The sequence below is a fragment of the Geobacter argillaceus genome (genome assembly GCF_007830735.1).
Taxonomy (GTDB): domain Bacteria; phylum Desulfobacterota; class Desulfuromonadia; order Geobacterales; family DSM-12255; genus Geomobilibacter; species Geomobilibacter argillaceus.
The window spans coordinates 26,486-44,692 of the sequence record NZ_VLLN01000027.1 but is presented as its reverse complement, the minus strand read 5'-3'; the positions used below and the strand labels follow the sequence as shown (position 1 = coordinate 44,692).

Sequence of the window (18,207 nt, the reverse complement as noted above, 5' to 3'; positions counted from 1 at the left end):
CACATTCGGTTCCGTCCCATCGGGACAGAATGCCTGTAGCCGGGGGATTCATCCCCCGGTAATGGATCAGACTTCCCCTTCAGTCACGTACGTGACGAAAACCATATGACAATCCACGGGCCCCGGCGATAAATCGCCGGGCCACAGGCATTCTGTCCCTACGGGACGGAATCTACTAATGGGAAAACGGGTACAGCTTCCAATAGTTCTTAATGCTGTGCCACCGTGCAGCCATGCCGGCTGGCTCGAAGATGAGAAAGACGATGACCAGGACCCCGAACACCAGCTCCTTCAGGGAGGAAAACACCGTGACCAGTTGCGGATAACTGGCCGACATGGAGGTCGTCACCAGCCGCAGGAGTTCCGGCAGCAGGGTGATGAAGACGGCGCCGAAAATGGAGCCGAGGATGCTCCCCATGCCGCCGATGATGATCATCCCCAACTGGTCGATGGCCACGGTGATCGGGAAGGTTTCCGGGGAGATGATCTTTGCCTGGTAGGCCATCAGGGCGCCTGCGGTGCCCACGAAATAGGAGCTGATGCCAAACGACATCAGCTTGTACTTGAGGAGGTTGACCCCCATGACCTCGGCGGAGATGGCCTGGTCGCGGATGGCGATAAACGCCTTGCCCGGCTTGGTCCGGAACAGGTTGCGACCGAACAGCACGGCGGCAACAACGACAATGTAGATCAGGTAGAAGATCTTCCGGTCGTTGTCGAGGGCAAGGCTCCCCAGTTTCGGGGTCGGCATGGTGAGACCGGCGACCCCGCCGGTGACCGATTCCCATTTTATGATGAGGAATTCGACGATGAAGTGGGCGGCAAGGGTGGCCATTGCCAGATACAGCCCCTTGATCCTGAGGGACGGGATGCCGACGACCATCCCCAGGATGGCGGTCACCATGCCGGCCAGCGGGATGCAGAGATAGAACGGCAGCCCGAACCGGATCCCCAGGTAGCCGGCCGAAAATGCGCCGATGGCCATGAATGCCGCATTGCCGAGGGAGATCAGGCCGGTGAAGCCGGTCAGGATATTGAGGCCAATGGCAGCGATGATGGCGATACCGATCCGGTTGCCGACATCGAGGAGATAGCTCGTCGAGTAGAACGGCACCGAAAATACCAGGCAGACGAACAGGAAGACCATGATCCGGGTCGAGCGGGTCTCGAAGATGGTCATGTCCGCTGCATAACTCGTGTTGAAATCACCGCATTGCATATCAGACCCTTTCTATTTTGCGTTTGCCGAACAGGCCGTACGGTTTGAACATCAGGATCAGGATCAGGGCGATGTACGGGGCGACCTCCTTGATGCCGCCACCGACGAGCGGGTCGAGATAGCCGCCGGAGAGGTTCTCCAGGACGCCGATGATGACCCCCCCCACGATGGCGCCGAGGATGCTGTCGAGCCCGCCCAGGATCACAACCGGCAGGACCTTGAGCCCCATGAACGCCAACGACATGTCGACCCCGCCACGGATCGTCCCCAGCAGGATGCCGCCGACGGCGGACACGACGGCCGAGATGCTCCAGGCAAGGGCAAACATCTTCTTGACGCTGATCCCCATGGAGAGCGCCACCTGCTGGTTCGACGCGGTCGCCCGCATGGCCACGCCGGCCTTGGCGTACTTGAAGAAGAGCGTCAAGAGCGCCACCAGGATCGAGACGCAGACCAGTGCGTAGAGATAACCCTGGGAAACGGGAATCGGGCCGATCTGGACCGGCGTGGTGGGGAATACCTCCGGGAAGGGGATCGTGCTCGTGCCGTAGGCCATCTGCAGGAGCGCTTTCAGGATGCTGCCCAGACCGAGGGTGACCATGATCACCGAGATCAGGTGTGATCCGATCAGCGGCCGAAGGATGGTCCGCTCGATCAGGAGCCCGAGCAGAGCGGAAAATGCCAGGGTGATCAGGAAGGACTGAAAGAAGGGAACGTTGTGCCTGGTCAGCATATCAAGGCAGATGTAGGCGCCGACCATCAGGAACTCGCCCTGGGCCAGGTTGAGCGCGCTGGTTGCCTTGTAGATGATGACAAAACCGGTTGCGACCAGCGAATAGATGCTGCCCACCACCAGGCCGTTGATCAGCAGCTGCAGCAGGAAGGTCATGTCCATCTGGTTTTCCCCTTGGGAGTCGTAAATGAATCAGCAGTTGTCAAGTTAGGTTCTTGCCTACGTCCCGTAGGGACAGAGTGCCTGTAGCCGGGGAATTTATTCCCCGGTCATCTTGGCAAAATGCCACTCCCGTCACATACGTGACGCAGGGATATATCGGCAACGCATCCGGGGGATGAATCCCCCGGCTACATGCGAGCGCCCCTAACGGGGCTTCAAAGCTGTGCAGCCGGACCACGTTGTAAATGAATCGGTTTCGCTCCTTAACTCAAATTCCTGAAATGGACCGTGGAGACGATCCTGGCGCTCTTGCCGTCCTGCAGGTCGATGGTGACATCGATGGGGAGCTGTTCCACGTCCGTATTGAGGGCCTCGATAATCTCCCGGTACCGCTCCGCCACCACTGCCCGGCGCACCTTGCCGGTCCGGGTGAGCTCATCCTCGTCGGCATCGAGGTCCTTGTAGAGCAGGGCGAAACGCTTGATGCGGGAGGCTTCGGGCAGCTCCCGGTTCGCCTTGGCCAGCTCGCCGGCGATGAAGTCCGCCACTTCCGGCTTGGCGACGAGATCGCTGTAAGTGGTGAAGGCTATCTTGTTGTCGCCGGCCCATTTGCCGACGATGCGCCCATCCATGCAGACGAGTGCCGTCAGGAACGGATTCCCCGAGCCGATGACTACGGCCTCCTTGATGTAGGGGGAGAACTTCAGCTTCCCTTCCACGCTTTGCGGCGCCAGCACTGAGCCGTCGGCAAGCGTGAGCACGTCCCGGAGCCGGTCGATGACGACCAGGTGGCCGCGCTTGTCCAGGTAGCCCGCATCCCCGGTGTGGAGCCAGCCATCCTTCAGCGCTGCCGAGGTCGCTTTGCTGTCGTTGTAATACCCGCTGCAGATGCCGCTCCCCTTCAGCAGGATCTCCCCGTCAGGGGCTATGGCGACTTCGGTGCCCTGCAGCGGAAGGCCGACGGTTGCCCCCTGGATGTCGCCATCCCGGTGGATGGAAACAATCCCGGCAACTTCGGTCAGGCCGTAGACCTGCTTGAGGTTGACGCCAATGGCATGAAAGAAGGTGAAGATATCCTCCCCCAGGGCTGACCCGCCGGTCATGGCCGATCGGACGCGGGAGAGGCCGAGACGGTCCCGCAGTGCCCGGAAGAGGCAGACGTGGGCAAACCCGCGCAGGATGCGCGCGGCCAGGGGGACCGGTTTGCCGGCGAGCCGCAGCTCGGCGACCTTTTCCCCCATGGGCATGAAGGTCCGATACATGAACCGTTTGAAAGGGGTCGTCTCCATGATCCTGACCTGGACCGACGAGGCGAGCTCGGCCCAGACACGGGGCGGGAAAAAGATGACCTGCGGACCGATCTCCCGCAGGTCGGCCAGGGCGGTTTCCGGCTTTTCGGGGAAATTCACGGTAAAGCCGACAATCAGGGCACTGGCCAGTGCGGTCAACTGCTCGCCGAACCAGGCCAGGGGCAGAAAGGAGACGAATTCATCGGTGGGCCGCCTGGCATCCACCTGATTCAGGCTTTGGGCCATGCTGAGCATGTTCCGGTAGGTGAGCATCGCACCGCGGGGGGGGCCGGTGGTGCCCGAGGTGGTGCAGATCATGGCGGGGTCGTCGCCGGACCCCGTGGCAATCCTCTGCTCGAAGGCCCCGGGATGCTCCTTGACCGCTACGCTGCCGATTTCCAGCAGCTCGGCGAAGGGGTGCAGGATCTCCTCCCGGTAGCGGCGCATCCCGCGCGGATCGCAGTAGATGATCTTGGCCAGCGCCGGCAGCTCGCTTCTGACGTCCAGGATCTTGTCTACCTGCTCCTGGTCTTCGGCAATGACATACTTCACACTGAAGCGTTTCAGGAGCGCCGCCACTTCCGCCGAGGTGGCGTCATGGTGCAGGCAGATGGCTGCGCCTCCGGCCGCCTGGGTGCCGATGACCGCATACAGGGAGGTGGCCCGGTTGTTTCCGATGATGGCGGCCACATCTCCCTTCCCGAGCCCGAGCCCGGCGACACCCAGGGAAAAGTGCTTCACCTGTTCGTAATACTGTTGCCACGAGGTCGTCTGCCAGATCCCGCGACTCTTTGTCCGCACGGCGGCCTTTGTGTCGCCGAATCGTTCGGCGTTGGCCTTGAGCAGTTTGACGAATGTGGCCTCATCCAGATTGATAGTCAACGGCACCCCCCTTCCCGACCGCACTCACCCCTCGTCACCCAGATAGGCCTTGATGACCTGCGGATCCTGCTGCACCTCTTCCGGTGTGCCGCCGGCGATTTTCCTGCCGAAGTCGAGCACGCAGACGGCATTGGAGATGTCCATCACGACACCCATATCGTGCTCGATCATGATCACGGTAACGCCCCGCTCTTCGTTGGTGTCGAGGATGAAGCGGGACATGTCCTCTTTCTCGCCCAGATTCATGCCGGCCATCGGCTCGTCGAGAAGCAGGATCTTCGGTTCGAGGGCCAGTGCCCGGGCCAGTTCGACCCTCTTCTGGAAACCGTACGGGAGTGTGCCGACCACCTTTTTGCGGATGCTCTGGAGGGAAAGGAACTCGATGATCTCTTCGACGAACTCCCGGTTGACGATCTCTTCCCTGCGGGCCGGACCCAGGAAGATGCCCCCCTTGACAAGGCCGGCATGCTGATGCAGATGGCGACCGATCATCAGGTTGTCGATAACGGTCATCCCCTTGAAGAGGGCTATGTTCTGGAATGAGCGGGCAATGCCCATTTGGGACCGCTGGTAGGGGGGATGACCGGAGATATCGGTGTCTTCGAAAACGATCTTCCCTTTTTGTGGCTGGTAAACGCCGCTGATGCAGTTCAGCATGGAGGATTTGCCCGCGCCGTTCGGTCCGATAATGGCAAATATCTCGCCCTTGGTGACTTCGAACGAAACCCCGGACAAGGCGCGCACGCCGCCAAAATTCAACTGGATATCGGTGCAGGAAAGCTGGGCCATCGTTGCAGTCTCCTCCGATCGAAATAGAACGTATTAAAACGCCGTTAAACCTATTTCTACAGTTACGACTACCCCGGCATCCGCCGCCCAGCGTGCCCCATAAAGCTAACGTAAACCGCAGACAATTGGTCAAATGCGAGCTACCATCAGCATACATGGACATGCCATCCGGTCCAGTTGCGACGAGTATATATCAGATATAATAGAAGTTACAACCAATTTTCGATATAGATAAAAAAATGTTCTACAAATGCTTGACATGTACGTAAACGAAGTATAGTCTAGCAACCATATAAATCTTCTGAATAGCAGATAAGAGCGCTTCGCACACCGCTTACCGAATTAATTGGCACCGTTTAATATAAAATACAAAACAAGGGTTTATTAATTCACACACAACAAAACCATGTAAACAGGAGGGATTTTTAATGCATCAGACGAATCCTCAACCTTACAAGACCACCCACAAGGTCCGCTTTGTGACGGCAACAAGCCTCTTTGACGGACACGACGCCTCCACCAACATCATCCGCCGCATCCTCCAGTCCTCCGGTGCCGAGGTGATCCACCTGGGGCACAACCGCTCCGTGAGCGAAATCGTCACCGCCGCCGTCCAGGAGGACGCCCAGGGGATCGCCGTCAGCTGCTACCAGGGCGGCCATATCGAGTTCTTCAAGTATATCCACGACCAGCTCCGGGAGCAGAATGCCGGCCACATCAGGATCTTCGGCGGCGGCGGCGGGGTGATCATCCCCGACGAGATCCGTGAACTGGAGGAGTACGGCATCGCCAAGATATTCTCTCCCGAGGACGGCCGCCGTATGGGGCTTCAGGGGATGATCAACCTCATGCTGGAGCAGTGCGACTTCGCCCCCAAGCGCGATATCCGGGCCGAGCTACAGAAGCTCCCCGAAGGCGACCTGCGGTCGGTTAACACCCTGATCACCGCCTTTGAGGAGGCTGTCCACGAGGCCACCGCCGAGGTCAGGGAGCTGCGGCATGAGATCCGGAGAATGGCGCGGGAGGTCCCGGTCGTGGGGGTCACCGGCACCGGCGGCGCCGGCAAGAGCTCGCTGAACGACGAACTGGTCCGCCGCTTCCTCAAGGATTTCCCGGACAAGAGGGTGGCGATCCTCGCGGTCGACCCTTCCCGCCAGCGCACCGGCGGGGCGCTCCTGGGAGACCGGATCAGGATGAACGCCATCAACACCAGCCGGGTCTACATGCGCTCCCTGGCGACGCGGGATTCCCGCTCCGAGCTCTCCGCCGCCATCAAGGACGCCATCGACACGGTCCGGGCCGCCGGTTTCGACCTGATCGTGGTGGAGACCTCTGGCATCGGCCAGGGGGACGCCGCCATTGTGGAGATCTGCGACCTCTCCCTGTACGTCATGACCTGCGAGTTCGGCGCCCCGACCCAGCTGGAGAAGATCGACATGCTCGACTTCGCCGACCTGGTGGCCCTCAACAAGTTCGAACGCAAGGGGGCCGAGGATGCCCTGCGTAACATCCGCAAGCAGTACCGCCGCAACCGGCAGCTGTTCGAGCAACCGGACGAGGCGCTCCCCATCTTCGGCACCATTGCCAGCCAGTTCAACGATCCCGGCACCAACGTCCTCTATGGCAGGCTGATCGAGATCCTGAACGGGAAGAAGGGACTGGGCTGGCAGTCAACTCTGCTGTCCACCGGCAGTGGAAGCCGGCAGAATAACGTCATCCAGCCTGACCGTATCCACTACCTGGGGGAAATCGTCCATGCGGTCAGGAACTATAAGAAACATGCGGCCGATCAGGCGCGGGCTGCCCGCTCACTGTTCCAGCTGAAAGGGGCGCGGGAGCTCGTTGCCGGGGCAGGAACGGTGGCCGAACTGGACGACAGCATCAGGCAGCACGATGCCCGGCTCTCGGAGGAGACCCGCGGGATACTCACAGGCTGGCCACGCCTCAAGGAAAGCTACCGTCAGGACCAGCTGGTCACCAAGGTCAGGGACAAGGAGATCCGGACCGACCTCTACACCACCACCCTGTCCGGCACCCGCATCCCCAGGGTCGCCCTCCCCGACTTCGAGGATTTCGGCGAGATCGTGAAATGGAGCTACCGGGAGAACCTGCCCGGCCTCTTCCCCTACACCGCCGGGGTCTTCCCCTTCAAGCGGGTCGAAGAGGACCCGAAGCGCCAGTTCGCCGGCGAAGGGACCCCGGAGCGGACCAACCGCCGCTTCCACTACCTGTGCAAGGACGACGACGCCAAGCGTCTCTCCACCGCCTTTGACAGCGTCACCCTCTACGGCGAGGACCCGGACTACCCGCCCGACGTCTACGGCAAGGTGGGGGAGAGCGGGGTCTCCATCTGCACCCTGGAGGATATGAAGAAGCTCTTTGCCGGCTTCGACCTCTGCGCCCCCAACACCAGCGTCTCCATCACCATCAACGGCCCGGCCCCCATGATCCTGGCCATGTTCTTCAACGCAGCCACCGACCAGCAGGTGGATAAATTCCGCCAGGAACAGGGGCGTGAGCCGTCTGCAGAAGAGTACGGAGAGATCCGGGAGTGTACCCTGCAGACCGTGCGGGGAACGGTGCAGGCCGACATCCTCAAGGAGGACCAGGGGCAGAACACCTGCATCTTCTCCACCGAATTCGCGCTCCGGATGATGGGGGATATCCAGGCCTATTTCATCGACCACAAGGTGCGCAACTACTACTCGGTCTCCATCAGCGGCTACCACATCGCCGAGGCCGGTGCCAACCCGATCTCCCAGCTCGCCTTCACCCTGGCCAACGGCTTCACCTACGTGGAGTACTACCTCTCCCGGGGGATGCAGATCGACGACTTTGCCCCCAACCTCTCCTACTTCTTCTCGAACGGCCTGGACCCGGAATACACGGTCATCGGCCGGGTGGCGCGCCGGATCTGGGCAGTGACCATGCGGGAGAAGTACGGTGCCGGCGAGCGGAGCCAGAAGCTCAAGTACCACATCCAGACCTCCGGCCGGTCGCTCCATGCCCAGGAGATGGACTTCAACGACATCCGGACCACCCTGCAGGCCCTCATGGCCATCTACGACAACTGCAACTCCCTGCACACCAACGCCTTTGACGAGGCGGTCACCACCCCCACCGAGGGCTCGGTACGGCGGGCCATGGCGATCCAGATGATCATCACCAAGGAGCTGGGGTTGGCCAGGAACGAGAACCCGTATCAGGGAGCGTTCATTATCGACGAGCTCACCGACCTGGTGGAGGAGGCGGTGCTTGCCGAATTCGAGCGGATCGACCAGCGGGGCGGCGTGCTGGGGGCAATGGAGACCCAGTACCAGCGCTCGAAGATCCAGGACGAATCGCTCCTCTACGAGCACAAGAAGCACTCCGGCGAACTCCCGATCATCGGCGTCAACACCTTCCTGAACCCGCGGGCCGACGAGGAGGGGTACCAGGTGCCGGGCGAACTGGCCCGGGCCACCAAGGAGGAGAAGGAACAGCAGATCAGAAACCTCCGCGCCTTCCAGGAACTAAACCGGGACAAGGCGGCGCCAGCACTGGCCAAGCTCCAGCAGACCGCCACGAGCGGCGGCAACATCTTCGGGGAGCTGATGGAGGCGGTAAAGCATGCCTCGCTGGGGCAGATCACCCATGCGCTTTACGAGGTCGGGGGGCAGTACCGCCGGAACATGTAGGAGCGGCAGCGAGGTTTCGGCCACCTTGCCGTCCGTCCTCAGAGTTTCCTTGTGCGGCGTAGCGCTGCTACGCCTCCGCGGAACTCCTGCGGGTGACGACAATCTGGCCGAAACCTCGCTGCCGCAAGTACAACCCATCTGCCCTACTTTCCCTGAATCCTTGAGGCCTCAAGGATTCGGCTCTTTACGAATGAGCTGTTCGGTGTAAAATTACCCGGACCGTATTTCATTAAGCTCAGGAGTCATATCATGACAACCCCGCACGAGACCTCTTTCTATCAGACCCTGTCGCTGTCCGACCCGGCGCTCCGCCGGCGCTTCATGGTCATCGACGAGCCGCTCCAGGGGAATCTCCGCTTCGGCCTGCTGCTGGAGATCCTGGACAAGGTAGCCGAGGAGACCGCCCTCAACTACGTCAACCGCTTCTACCCCGAGGCGAGGGTGGTGACCGCTGCCATCGACAACATCCTGGTGCGCCATGCCGCCGATGTCACCAAAGACCTGGTGTTCGAGGCAAGGATCAACCATGTGGGCCGTTCGTCCCTGGAGATCGGCATCCGGGTGGAACAGCCGGGCGAGCCGGCCAACCATATCGCCTCCTGCTACTTCACCATGGTCGCCCGCTCCGGCATGGGGGACAATGCGGTCAGCGTGGCGCTCCCGCCACTGGAGTACCATGAAATGACCGAACAGGCGCGAGCTCGCAAGGCCCTGGAGCGCAGGGAAGAGTACAAGCAGCAGCAGGTGGCCCTCCACGAACCGCCGACCCGCGAGGAGTTCGAGCTGCTCGCCTCGCTCCATGCCGCCCAGGAGGATTACGACTTTCGGGGGCTCCTGACCGGGCGGCTGGGGGCCGATGCCTGGGAGCGGATGTATCCGGAACAGGAGAACGTGCCGAAAAAGATCTTCGGCGGCTACCTGATCCGCCGGGCCTACGAGGTCGCCTCCATCTGCTCAGAGCTGGTGGCGCCGGACCGCTCCATTATCGCCGCCGTGAACCGGATAAACTTCTTCCACCCGGTCAGGATGGGGGACAAGCTCCACCACACCAGCCGGGTGGTCTACACCAACGGCAGTTTCGTCTGCGTGGAGGCGAGCATCGAGCGAATCAGCCGCGAACGGACCGCCAAGGCCCTCTCCAACTCCTGCCTGTTCACCTTTGTGAACGTGGACCGGAACCTGGTCCACCGGCCGGTGCCGCCGGTCTACCCAACCACCTATGCCGAGGACGCCCGCTATCTGGCAGCACACCGCAGCTACCAGGCGATCGTGGCGCACCACGAGATCATCTGAGCTGAAAAAGCTTTTGAAACACGGAGCAACGGAGTTGGATCTTGTAGAAGGTTAACTCAAGACGATTTTGGCACACACCTGGAGAGGAGCAGTACTTTTTTATTCAACTTCCTGATTTCTCCGTTGCTTCGTTGCTCCGTGTTATTCTGACTGCCGTTTTTCAGATTCACTACTCAGGGAGGGAGAACAATGCTTACCAAAATGGAATCGGAACAGCGGATCATCCGCCTGCAACAGGAACTGCGCGCCAAGGGGATCGACGGCGCGCTCATCATCCATGCCATCGATGTCTACTACTTCAGCGGTACCCGCCAGACCGCCACCCTCTGGGTTCCGGCCGACGGCAACCCGCTGCTCATGGTGCGCAAGAGCCTTACCCGCGCCGTAAAGGAGAGCATGATCGAAAAGACCGTGCCCTTCCCTTCCAGCAAGGAGTTCCCGGCCCTGTTCAGCGACACGGTGAAGAAGGTCGGCATCACCTTCGATGTGGTGCCGGTGCAGCAGTACAACTACTTCGCCAAGCTCCTTCCAGGCCGGGAATTCGTCGACATTTCCGGCATCAACCGGGAGCTCCGCTCGGTCAAGACGGCCTGGGAACTGGAGCAGATGCGCCGCTGCGGGACAAAGCTCGCCGCTATCTTCCGGCAGGTGCCGGAATTCCTCCGTACCGGCCTGCGGGAGATCGACGTGGCAGCCGAGTTCGAGGCTCGGCTGCGCAGGATCGGCAGCGAGGGGAATGTCAGGATGCGGGCCTACAACCAGGAGCTGTTCCACGGGTTGACGGTCTCGGCAACCAGCGCCGCCGAGCCCGGGTTCTTCGATGGTGCCGTCACCGGACAGGGGCTCTCCAGCGCCTTCCCCCACGGCGCCTCCACGGCTGAGATCCGGCGGGACACGCCGGTAATGCTCGACTACACCGGCACCTTCAACGGCTACATCGTCGACATGTCCCGCTTCTTCGTGATCGGCACCCTGGCCCCGGAGCTGCGGCACGCCTTCGACACCGCCCTGGCCATCCAGCAACAGATCGTGGAGAACCTGAAGCCGGGCGTCATCTGCGAAGAGCTGTTCCTGAAGTCGCTGGAACTGGCCGAACAGGCCGGACTGGGCAAGAACTACATGGGAGTGCCGGGTGAAAACGCCAGGTTCGTCGGTCACGGCGTCGGGCTGGAACTGGACGAATTCCCGGTCCTGGCCCAAGGGTTCAAGGTACCGCTTAAGGAAGGCCAGACCATCGCCGTTGAGCCGAAGTTCGTCCTCCCCGGTTTCGGCGTGATCGGCATCGAGAACACCTTTGCCGTCACCCCCCATGGCGGTGAAAAACTTACCGACCTGCCGGACGACATCGTCAGCCTGTAACGGGGCTTCTCCGCCAGCAGCCCTTGCAACACGGGGCGGTCGACGGGCCGCCCCTCTTTCCCCAACGTCCTATTCCGCCTGCAGGCACCTCCTGTAGCAACGCCGCAACGGCATCAGACATACCAGGCATCCTCTCGCGGATGTCACAAAGAATACGAAGCAATCAAACAGCTTTAAAAAAACATGTCATCTCTGAAACGTGACATGTCAGTAGTTCCAACCCCTTCTATTATTCCGCGGCCGTTGCGCCTTCGCGCGAGCCAATGTCTTTAGCTAGTCATTTTATGCTCTTCACTGCCACTTCTTCGCGACAGTGCATGCACGAAACATTTTCGCATCACAATAATTGCGTTTTAAAATTGCTTGACTTGTACGTAAACGACGCGTATATTCAACCCCAAAATCAACCCGGAGGAGCAGGATGAACGAACTCTTTGTGGTGGAAGCGTTACGAACCCCGTTTGGCTCGTTTGGCGGCATGTTTGCCGACGTCGAGGCTCCGCAACTCGGTGCGACCGTAATCCGCGGCCTTCTGCAGAAGACCGGACTGGCGGCCGACCAGGTGGACGAGGTCATCGTCGGCCAGGTCCTCTCCGGCGGCTGCGGCCAGGCCCCTGCCCGACAGGCGATGCGGGCTGCCGGCATTCCCGACTCGGCCCACGCCCTGACCATCAACAAGGTCTGCGGCAGCGGCCTCAAGGCAATCATGCTCGGTGCCGACAGCATCCGGCTCGGCGAATCCAGCGTGGTCATCGCCGGCGGCATGGAGAACATGTCCCTTGCCCCCTACATCCTGCCCAAGGCCCGGACCGGCTACCGGATGGGACACGGCCAGCTGCTGGACCTGATGATCTACGATGGGCTGCAGGACCCCTACACCGGCCGTCACATGGGCGATATCGGCGAGGCGAGCGCGGAGCGGGGCGGTCTTACCCGGGAGCAGCAGGACGCCTTTGCCGTCCGTTCCTACGAACTGGCGCGGGCAGCGGTGCAGAACGGCACCTTTGCCGATGAGATCGTACCGGTGGTGAAGAAGGGGAAAAAGGGGGAGGAAACCCTGGCCCTGGACGAGGAGCCGCTCAAGGGGGACCCGGCCAAGCTGCCGCAGTTGAAGGCGGTCTTCAAGAAGGACGGCACCATCACCGCCGGCAACGCCTCCAGCATCAACGACGGTGCCGCCCTGGCACTGTTGACCGACAGCAGCGGACTAAAAAAACATAACCTCACCCCCAAGGCACGCATCGTGGCCACGGCCACGGAAAGCCGCCATCCCGACAACTTCCCCGAGGCCCCCATCGGCGCCATCGAAAAGGTCTGTGCCAGGGCCGGTCTGAAGCCGGCCGACATCGACCTGTTCGAGATCAACGAGGCGTTCGCCTCGGTGGCACTGCTGGCGATCAAGGGGCTCGGCCTGCCGCTGGACAAGGTCAACGTCAACGGCGGCGCCTGCGCCATCGGCCACCCCATCGGCGCCAGCGGCGGCCGGCTGGCGGCAACGGTCATCCGCGAACTGCACCAGAGGAAACAGCGCTACGGTCTGGCCACGCTCTGCATCGGCGGCGGCGAGGCGGTGGCGGTCATTTTCGAACGGACTTAAGAACCATTTTAAACACAGAGCAACTGAGCAACGGAGCAAGACTCTGCCCCCGAATCTTGAATCGCGATTTCTCTGTTGCTCCGTGTTATTCCCTCTTTTAAACGTTATTCGGGAGGTAATTCATGATCACGACAGTCGGGGTGCTCGGCGCGGGACAGATGGGAAACGGCATTGCCCACGTCTTCGCCCAGTATGGGTACCGGGTTTTTCTCTACGACATCTCCGAGGCACAGCTTGAAAAGGCGGTCAATACCATCCGCCAGAACCTGGAGCGCCAGGCCAGGAAGGGTGCCATTGCCGAGTCTCTGGTGGGTGAGACGGTCGGCCGGATCACGGCCACGAAGAATATGGCCGACCTGGCCGGCTGCGACTTCTGCGTCGAGGCGGTCACCGAGCACGAACCGCTGAAGCTGGATATCTTTCGCAAGCTGGACGAGATCGTCCAGCCGGGTGCCATTCTCGCCTCCAACACCTCCTCCATCCCGATCACCAAGATCGCCTCGGTCACCAAGCGGCCCACCAAGGTGATCGGCATGCACTTCATGAACCCGGTGCCGGTCATGAAACTGGTGGAGGTGATCCGCGGCCACGCCACCAGCGACGAGACCTTTTCCCTTACCGCAGCGCTGGTGGCCGGGCTGGAGAAGGAGATGGCGGTTTCCCAGGACTATCCCGGCTTCATCGTCAACCGGGTGCTGATCCCGATGATCAACGAGGCGATCTTTGCCCTTTACGAGGGGATCGCCACGGCCGAGGACATCGACAAGGGGATGAAGCTCGGCACCAACCAGCCGATGGGACCGCTCGTGCTTGCCGACTTCATCGGCTTGGACACGGTGCTGGCCATAGCGGGCGTCCTGTACGACGGCTTCAAGGACCCGAAGTACCGCCCCTGCCCGCTGCTGGTGAAGATGGTCAATGCGGGGGACCTGGGGAGGAAGTCGGGACGGGGTTTTTACACCTATTAACGTCGGACACTGTAGGGGCGAATCTTGTATTCGCCCGCTGCATGGGCGATCACAAGGATCGCCCCTACGGGAGGATCATATGGAATACAAAACCCTGTTGATCGAAAACAATGCCGGTGTTGCCACCCTCACGGTCAACCGGCCGGAGAGTCTGAACGCCCTCAACAGCGAACTCCTGGGAGAGCTGGCCTGCGCCCTGTACGAGCTCGAATACGACCCGGCCGTCAAGGTGGTGGTGCTGACCGGGGCCGGCGAAAAGGCGTTCGTGGCCGGGGCCGACATCAAGGAGATGGCTCCCATGACCTCCTACGAGGGACACCGGTTCGCACTCAAGGGACAGCATGTCATGATGGCCATGGAGAAGATGAAGAAGCCGGTCATTGGCGCAGTCAACGGCTTTGCCCTGGGGGGCGGCCTGGAACTGGCGCTGGGGTGCGACTTCATCTATGCCTCCACCAGGGCCAAGCTCGGCTTCCCGGAAGTGACGCTGGGGATCACGCCCGGCTTTGGCGGCACCCAGAACCTGGCGCGGCTGATCGGCAAGAGCAGGGCCAACGAGCTGATCTTCACCGGCAGGATGATCACGGCCGACAAGGCCCTGGCCTGGGGGATCGTCAACGAGCTGTTCCCCCCGGAGGAGCTGCTGGCCAAGACACAGGAGACGGCCGCCGCCATTGCCGGCGCAGGGGCGCTCGGCGTTTCCTACGCCAAGGACGCCATTGCCAACGGGCTGAACATGACCAAGGAGGACGGCTTCCGCTACGAGGCTTCCCTGTTCGGGGTCCTGTTCTCCACCGAGGACCAGAAGGAAGGGATGGGGGCGTTCGTGGAGAAGCGGAAGGCAGCATTCAAAGGAAAATAATGTAGGGGCGCGGTCGCCGCGCCCTAGGCGGGGAAACCGGGCGGGGAAACCCCGCCCCTACGCACATACGGAGGAGAGACCGATGAATTTCGAACTGAGCCAGGACCACAGGGTATTGCAGGACAGCGTACGCGACTTCGTCAACAAGGAGATCAAGCCGCTCGCCATGCAGATCGACGAGGAGCATATGATCCCCGACGCCTTGGTGAGAAAGATGGGGGAGATGGGATTTCTCGGCAGCTACTTCCCCGAGGAGTATGGTGGAGCCGGCCTGGACATGCTTTCATACTCCATTGTTGTGGAAGAGGTCTCCAAGGCGTGCGGCTCCAGCGGCGTCCTGATCTCGGCCCACACCTCCCTTGCCTGCGGCCCGATCTACACCTTCGGCAGTGAGGAGCAGAAAAAGCAGTGGCTTCCTCCCCTGAACCGGGGCGAGATCATTGGCTGTTTCCTCCTGACCGAGCCGGACGCCGGAAGCGACGCCGGCGCCATTGCCACTACCTACAAGCGGGACGGAGACCACTTCGTGGTCAACGGCTCCAAGATCTTCATTACCAACGGCGGCTACAAGGGAACCGGCGTGCTGTTCGCCACCCATGACAAGAGCCTCAAGCACAAGGGGGTTTCCGCCTTCATCATCGACCTGAACAGTCCGGGCGTGGAGATCCTGAAGAACGAGAAGAAGCTCGGCATCCGGGGGAGCTACACCACCGCTTTTGCCCTGGACAGTGTCCGTATCCCCGCGGAAAACCTCCTCGGCCAGGAGGGACAGGGGTTCAAGATCGCCATGGACACCCTGAACGGCGGCCGGATCGGCATCGCCTCCCAGGCGCTCGGGATCGCCGAGGGGGCCTTTGAGCGGGCACTGGCCTACTCCAAGGAGCGCAAGCAGTTCGGCGCCCCGATCTGCGACCTGCAGGCGATTCAGTTCAAGCTGGCCGACATGTATGCCCGGATCGAGACCAGCAAGCTGATGACCTACAAGGCCGCCTGCCTGAAGGACAGCAAGAAGAACTACACCATGGAATCGGCCATGTGCAAGATGCTCGCCTCGGAAGCTGCCACCTACGTCACCAAGGAGGCGATCCAGATCCACGGCGGCTACGGTTTCATCTGCGACTACGAGGTGGAGCGGATGTACCGCGATGCCAAGATCACCGAGATCTACGAGGGGACCAATGAGGTGCAGAGGGTGGTCATTTCCAAGCTGCTGTTGTCGTAAGGTCTGATGGTTTTTGTAGGGGCGAATCTTGTATTCGCCCGCTGCGTGGGCGATCACAAGGATCGCCCCTACAAGGAATCAATCTATGGAATCAACCCGCGAGATCTACTGGAACGTCGGCCACGGCGTGGTCATCCCCATGTACATCCTGAGCTTTGCCGCCGTGGCACTGCTGGCATGGGGCTTCTGGAAGCGCCTCCCCATGTACCGCCTGGGAAAGCCATTGAATCGCTTCGACCGGTACGAGGAGCGGGTGAAGTTGCTCATTGCCGACGTCTTCAGCCAGGAGAAGATCCAGCGGGTCAAGGACGGCGGCATCCCCCATGCTCTCTTCTTCTGGGGGTTTCTCACCCTGTTTGCCGGCACCACACTGGTGATGTTCCAGGCCGATTTCTTCACGCCGCTGATGCAGGTAAACATCCTGTCCGGCCCTTTCTACGAGGCGTTCTCCCTGGTGCTGGACATCGCCGGCATCGTGGCCATCCTGATGCTGGCCGGCCTCTTCATCCGCCGCTTCATCATCAAGCCGCCGGGACTTGAGACCATCGACCAGGACTACATCATCCACCTGCTCCTGTTCGCCATCCTGATCACCGGCTTCCTGATCGAAGGGGCGCGGATGGCCGTGACCGAACTGCAGCAGAACCCCCGCCTGGCTCACTTCTCTCCCGGCGGCTTACTCGTGGCCCAGCTCTTCACGAGTTTCACCCCGGAATCGATCAGAACCACCCACAAAATCCTCTGGTGGCTCCACTTCGCCCTGGTGCTCGGCTTCTTCTACGCCATCCCGTATACCAAGCTGCGCCACATCTTCACCACCAGCATCAACTCCTTCTTTGCCCCGTTCGAGGACAAGGGATTCATCCCCACCATCAACATGGAGGAAGAAGGGGTCGAACAGTTCGGCGCGGCCAGGGTCACCGACCTCACCTGGAAGGACATCTTCGACGCCGATGCCTGCACCACCTGCAAGCGGTGCCAGGACCGCTGCCCGGCCTGGGCCACCGACAAGCCCCTCTCCCCCATGAAGGTGGTCAAACAGATCGGCGAGGCAGCCCTCGGCAACCCCGCAAGCGACCTCTGTCAGGTGGTGAGCCAGGACGTCCTCTGGGCCTGCACCACCTGCCGGGCCTGCCAGGACATCTGCCCGGCCAACATCGAGCACGTCAACAAGATCCTGGAGATGCGCCGCAACCTTACCCTCATGGAAGGCGCCTTCCCCGGCGACGAGGTAAGGACCGCCACCGGCAACACCGAGGTGAACGGCAACCCGTTCGGCCTTGCCTATGCGAGCCGGGGCGAGTGGGCCGAGGGGCTCGACGTCACCCTCATGGAGAGCGGCGCCGAGGTAGATATCCTCTACTTTGTCGGCTGCTACGCCTCCTTTGACAAGCGAAACCGGGAGGTGGCCAGGAACTTCGTCAGAATCTGCGCCAGCGCCGGGATACGGGTCGGCATCCTCGGCAAGGAGGAGAAGTGCTGCGGCGAGCCGGTCAGAAAGCTGGGGAACGAGTACCTGTACCAGATGGTGGCGGCTGAGAACATCGAGCTGATCAAGGGATATGGCGTGAAGCGGATCGTCACCACCTGCCCCCACTGCTTCAACACCCTGGCCCGCGACTACAGGGACCTGGGGATGGATCTGCCGGTGGAGCACTACACCACTTTTATCCACGCACTGCTGAAAAAGGGAGAGATCAACCTCAAGGCGGCCGAAGAACCGTTCAGCTACACCTACCACGACTCCTGCTACATCGGCCGCTACATGGACATCCTCGACCAGCCGCGGGAGATCCTCGCCCGGGCCGGCGGCAGGCTCACCGAAATGGCCCAATCCGGGTACGACAGCTTCTGCTGCGGCGCCGGCGGCGGCCGGATTCTGGCCGAGGAGAAGATCGGCACCAAGATCAGCGAAACCAGGGTCAGGATGGCCACCGACACCGGAGCACCGCTCCTGGTCTCCAACTGCCCCTTCTGCCTCACCATGTTCGAGGACGGCATCAAGACCGGCGGCGCCGAAGGGGCGATCGTCGTCAGGGACCTGGCGGAGATCGTGGCGGAAAGAATCGCGTTTTCGTAGGGGCGAATCTTGTATTCGCCCATTGAAAGGGCGATCACAAGGATCGCCCCTACCCATCAGAATTAACAGGAGAGT

Annotated in this window: 12 protein-coding genes; 8 read left to right on the top strand and 4 right to left on the bottom strand. The window is 61.2% G+C overall.

Annotated features, from left to right (window positions below; all coding sequences use genetic code 11):
* Window positions 1-175: 175 nt before the first annotated feature.
* The 4 genes from JN12_RS17000 to JN12_RS16985 form a co-directional block, all read right to left on the bottom strand.
* On the bottom strand, window positions 176-1,219 hold the full coding sequence (locus tag JN12_RS17000) for a branched-chain amino acid ABC transporter permease (protein WP_145024949.1): 1,044 nt from the start codon (window positions 1,217-1,219) through the stop codon (window positions 176-178).
* 1 nt (window position 1,220) lies between these two features.
* Window positions 1,221-2,114, bottom strand: a complete 894-nt coding sequence (locus JN12_RS16995; protein ID WP_211360575.1) for a branched-chain amino acid ABC transporter permease — start codon at window positions 2,112-2,114, stop codon at window positions 1,221-1,223.
* 263 nt (window positions 2,115-2,377) lie between these two features.
* Window positions 2,378-4,285, bottom strand: coding sequence for an AMP-binding protein (locus JN12_RS16990; RefSeq protein WP_211360574.1), 1,908 nt, complete (start codon window positions 4,283-4,285; stop codon window positions 2,378-2,380).
* 24 nt (window positions 4,286-4,309) lie between these two features.
* A complete protein-coding gene (locus JN12_RS16985; RefSeq protein WP_145024947.1) occupies window positions 4,310-5,074 on the bottom strand; it encodes an ABC transporter ATP-binding protein in 765 nt (254 codons plus the stop codon).
* 428 nt (window positions 5,075-5,502) lie between these two features.
* On the opposite strand from JN12_RS16985, the gene icmF reads away from it, so the two are divergent.
* The 8 genes from icmF to JN12_RS16945 all read left to right on the top strand — a co-directional run bounded on the left by icmF (window position 5,503) and on the right by JN12_RS16945 (window position 18,132).
* Window positions 5,503-8,751 carry a fused isobutyryl-CoA mutase/GTPase IcmF gene (gene icmF, locus JN12_RS16980; RefSeq protein WP_145024945.1) on the top strand — a complete coding sequence of 1,083 codons (3,249 nt, stop codon included), beginning with the start codon at window positions 5,503-5,505 and terminating at the stop codon, window positions 8,749-8,751.
* Between the two features lie 249 nt (window positions 8,752-9,000).
* Window positions 9,001-10,044: an acyl-CoA thioesterase gene (locus JN12_RS16975; protein ID WP_145024943.1), complete on the top strand. Its 1,044-nt coding sequence runs from the start codon at window positions 9,001-9,003 to the stop codon at window positions 10,042-10,044.
* 189 nt (window positions 10,045-10,233) lie between these two features.
* Window positions 10,234-11,403 carry a M24 family metallopeptidase gene (locus JN12_RS16970; protein ID WP_145024941.1) on the top strand — a complete coding sequence of 390 codons (1,170 nt, stop codon included), beginning with the start codon at window positions 10,234-10,236 and terminating at the stop codon, window positions 11,401-11,403.
* A 421-nt stretch (window positions 11,404-11,824) separates the two neighbouring features.
* Window positions 11,825-13,000 (top strand): thiolase family protein, encoded by a 1,176-nt coding sequence (locus JN12_RS16965; protein ID WP_145024939.1) that lies wholly within the window; start codon window positions 11,825-11,827, stop codon window positions 12,998-13,000.
* A gap of 122 nt (window positions 13,001-13,122) precedes the next feature.
* Window positions 13,123-13,968, top strand: coding sequence for a 3-hydroxybutyryl-CoA dehydrogenase (locus JN12_RS16960; RefSeq protein ID WP_145024937.1), 846 nt, complete (start codon window positions 13,123-13,125; stop codon window positions 13,966-13,968).
* A gap of 79 nt (window positions 13,969-14,047) precedes the next feature.
* The gene (locus JN12_RS16955; RefSeq protein WP_145024935.1) at window positions 14,048-14,830 is read left to right on the top strand and encodes an enoyl-CoA hydratase-related protein; all 783 of its coding nucleotides are present in this window, start codon (window positions 14,048-14,050) and stop codon (window positions 14,828-14,830) included.
* 82 nt (window positions 14,831-14,912) lie between these two features.
* Window positions 14,913-16,052, top strand: a complete 1,140-nt coding sequence (locus JN12_RS16950; RefSeq protein ID WP_145024933.1) for an acyl-CoA dehydrogenase — start codon at window positions 14,913-14,915, stop codon at window positions 16,050-16,052.
* 85 nt (window positions 16,053-16,137) lie between these two features.
* A complete protein-coding gene (locus JN12_RS16945) occupies window positions 16,138-18,132 on the top strand; it encodes a heterodisulfide reductase-related iron-sulfur binding cluster (protein ID WP_145024931.1) in 1,995 nt (664 codons plus the stop codon).
* The last annotated feature ends 75 nt before the right edge of the window (window positions 18,133-18,207 follow it).

Bases quoted from the DNA above. Each gene is read 5' to 3' on its own strand.
- JN12_RS16950 (WP_145024933.1), top strand. From the start codon at position 14,913: ATGAATTTCGAACTGAGCCAGGACCACAGGGTATTGCAGGACAGCGTA.
- JN12_RS16985 (WP_145024947.1), bottom strand. From the start codon at position 5,074: ATGGCCCAGCTTTCCTGCACCGATATCCAGTTGAATTTTGGCGGCGTG.
- JN12_RS16965 (WP_145024939.1), top strand. From the start codon at position 11,825: ATGAACGAACTCTTTGTGGTGGAAGCGTTACGAACCCCGTTTGGCTCG.
- JN12_RS16975 (WP_145024943.1), top strand. From the start codon at position 9,001: ATGACAACCCCGCACGAGACCTCTTTCTATCAGACCCTGTCGCTGTCC.
- JN12_RS16960 (WP_145024937.1), top strand. From the start codon at position 13,123: ATGATCACGACAGTCGGGGTGCTCGGCGCGGGACAGATGGGAAACGGC.
- JN12_RS16955 (WP_145024935.1), top strand. From the start codon at position 14,048: ATGGAATACAAAACCCTGTTGATCGAAAACAATGCCGGTGTTGCCACC.
- JN12_RS16945 (WP_145024931.1), top strand. From the start codon at position 16,138: ATGGAATCAACCCGCGAGATCTACTGGAACGTCGGCCACGGCGTGGTC.
- JN12_RS16970 (WP_145024941.1), top strand. From the start codon at position 10,234: ATGCTTACCAAAATGGAATCGGAACAGCGGATCATCCGCCTGCAACAG.
- icmF (WP_145024945.1), top strand. From the start codon at position 5,503: ATGCATCAGACGAATCCTCAACCTTACAAGACCACCCACAAGGTCCGC.
- JN12_RS17000 (WP_145024949.1), bottom strand. From the start codon at position 1,219: ATGCAATGCGGTGATTTCAACACGAGTTATGCAGCGGACATGACCATC.
- JN12_RS16995 (WP_211360575.1), bottom strand. From the start codon at position 2,114: ATGGACATGACCTTCCTGCTGCAGCTGCTGATCAACGGCCTGGTGGTG.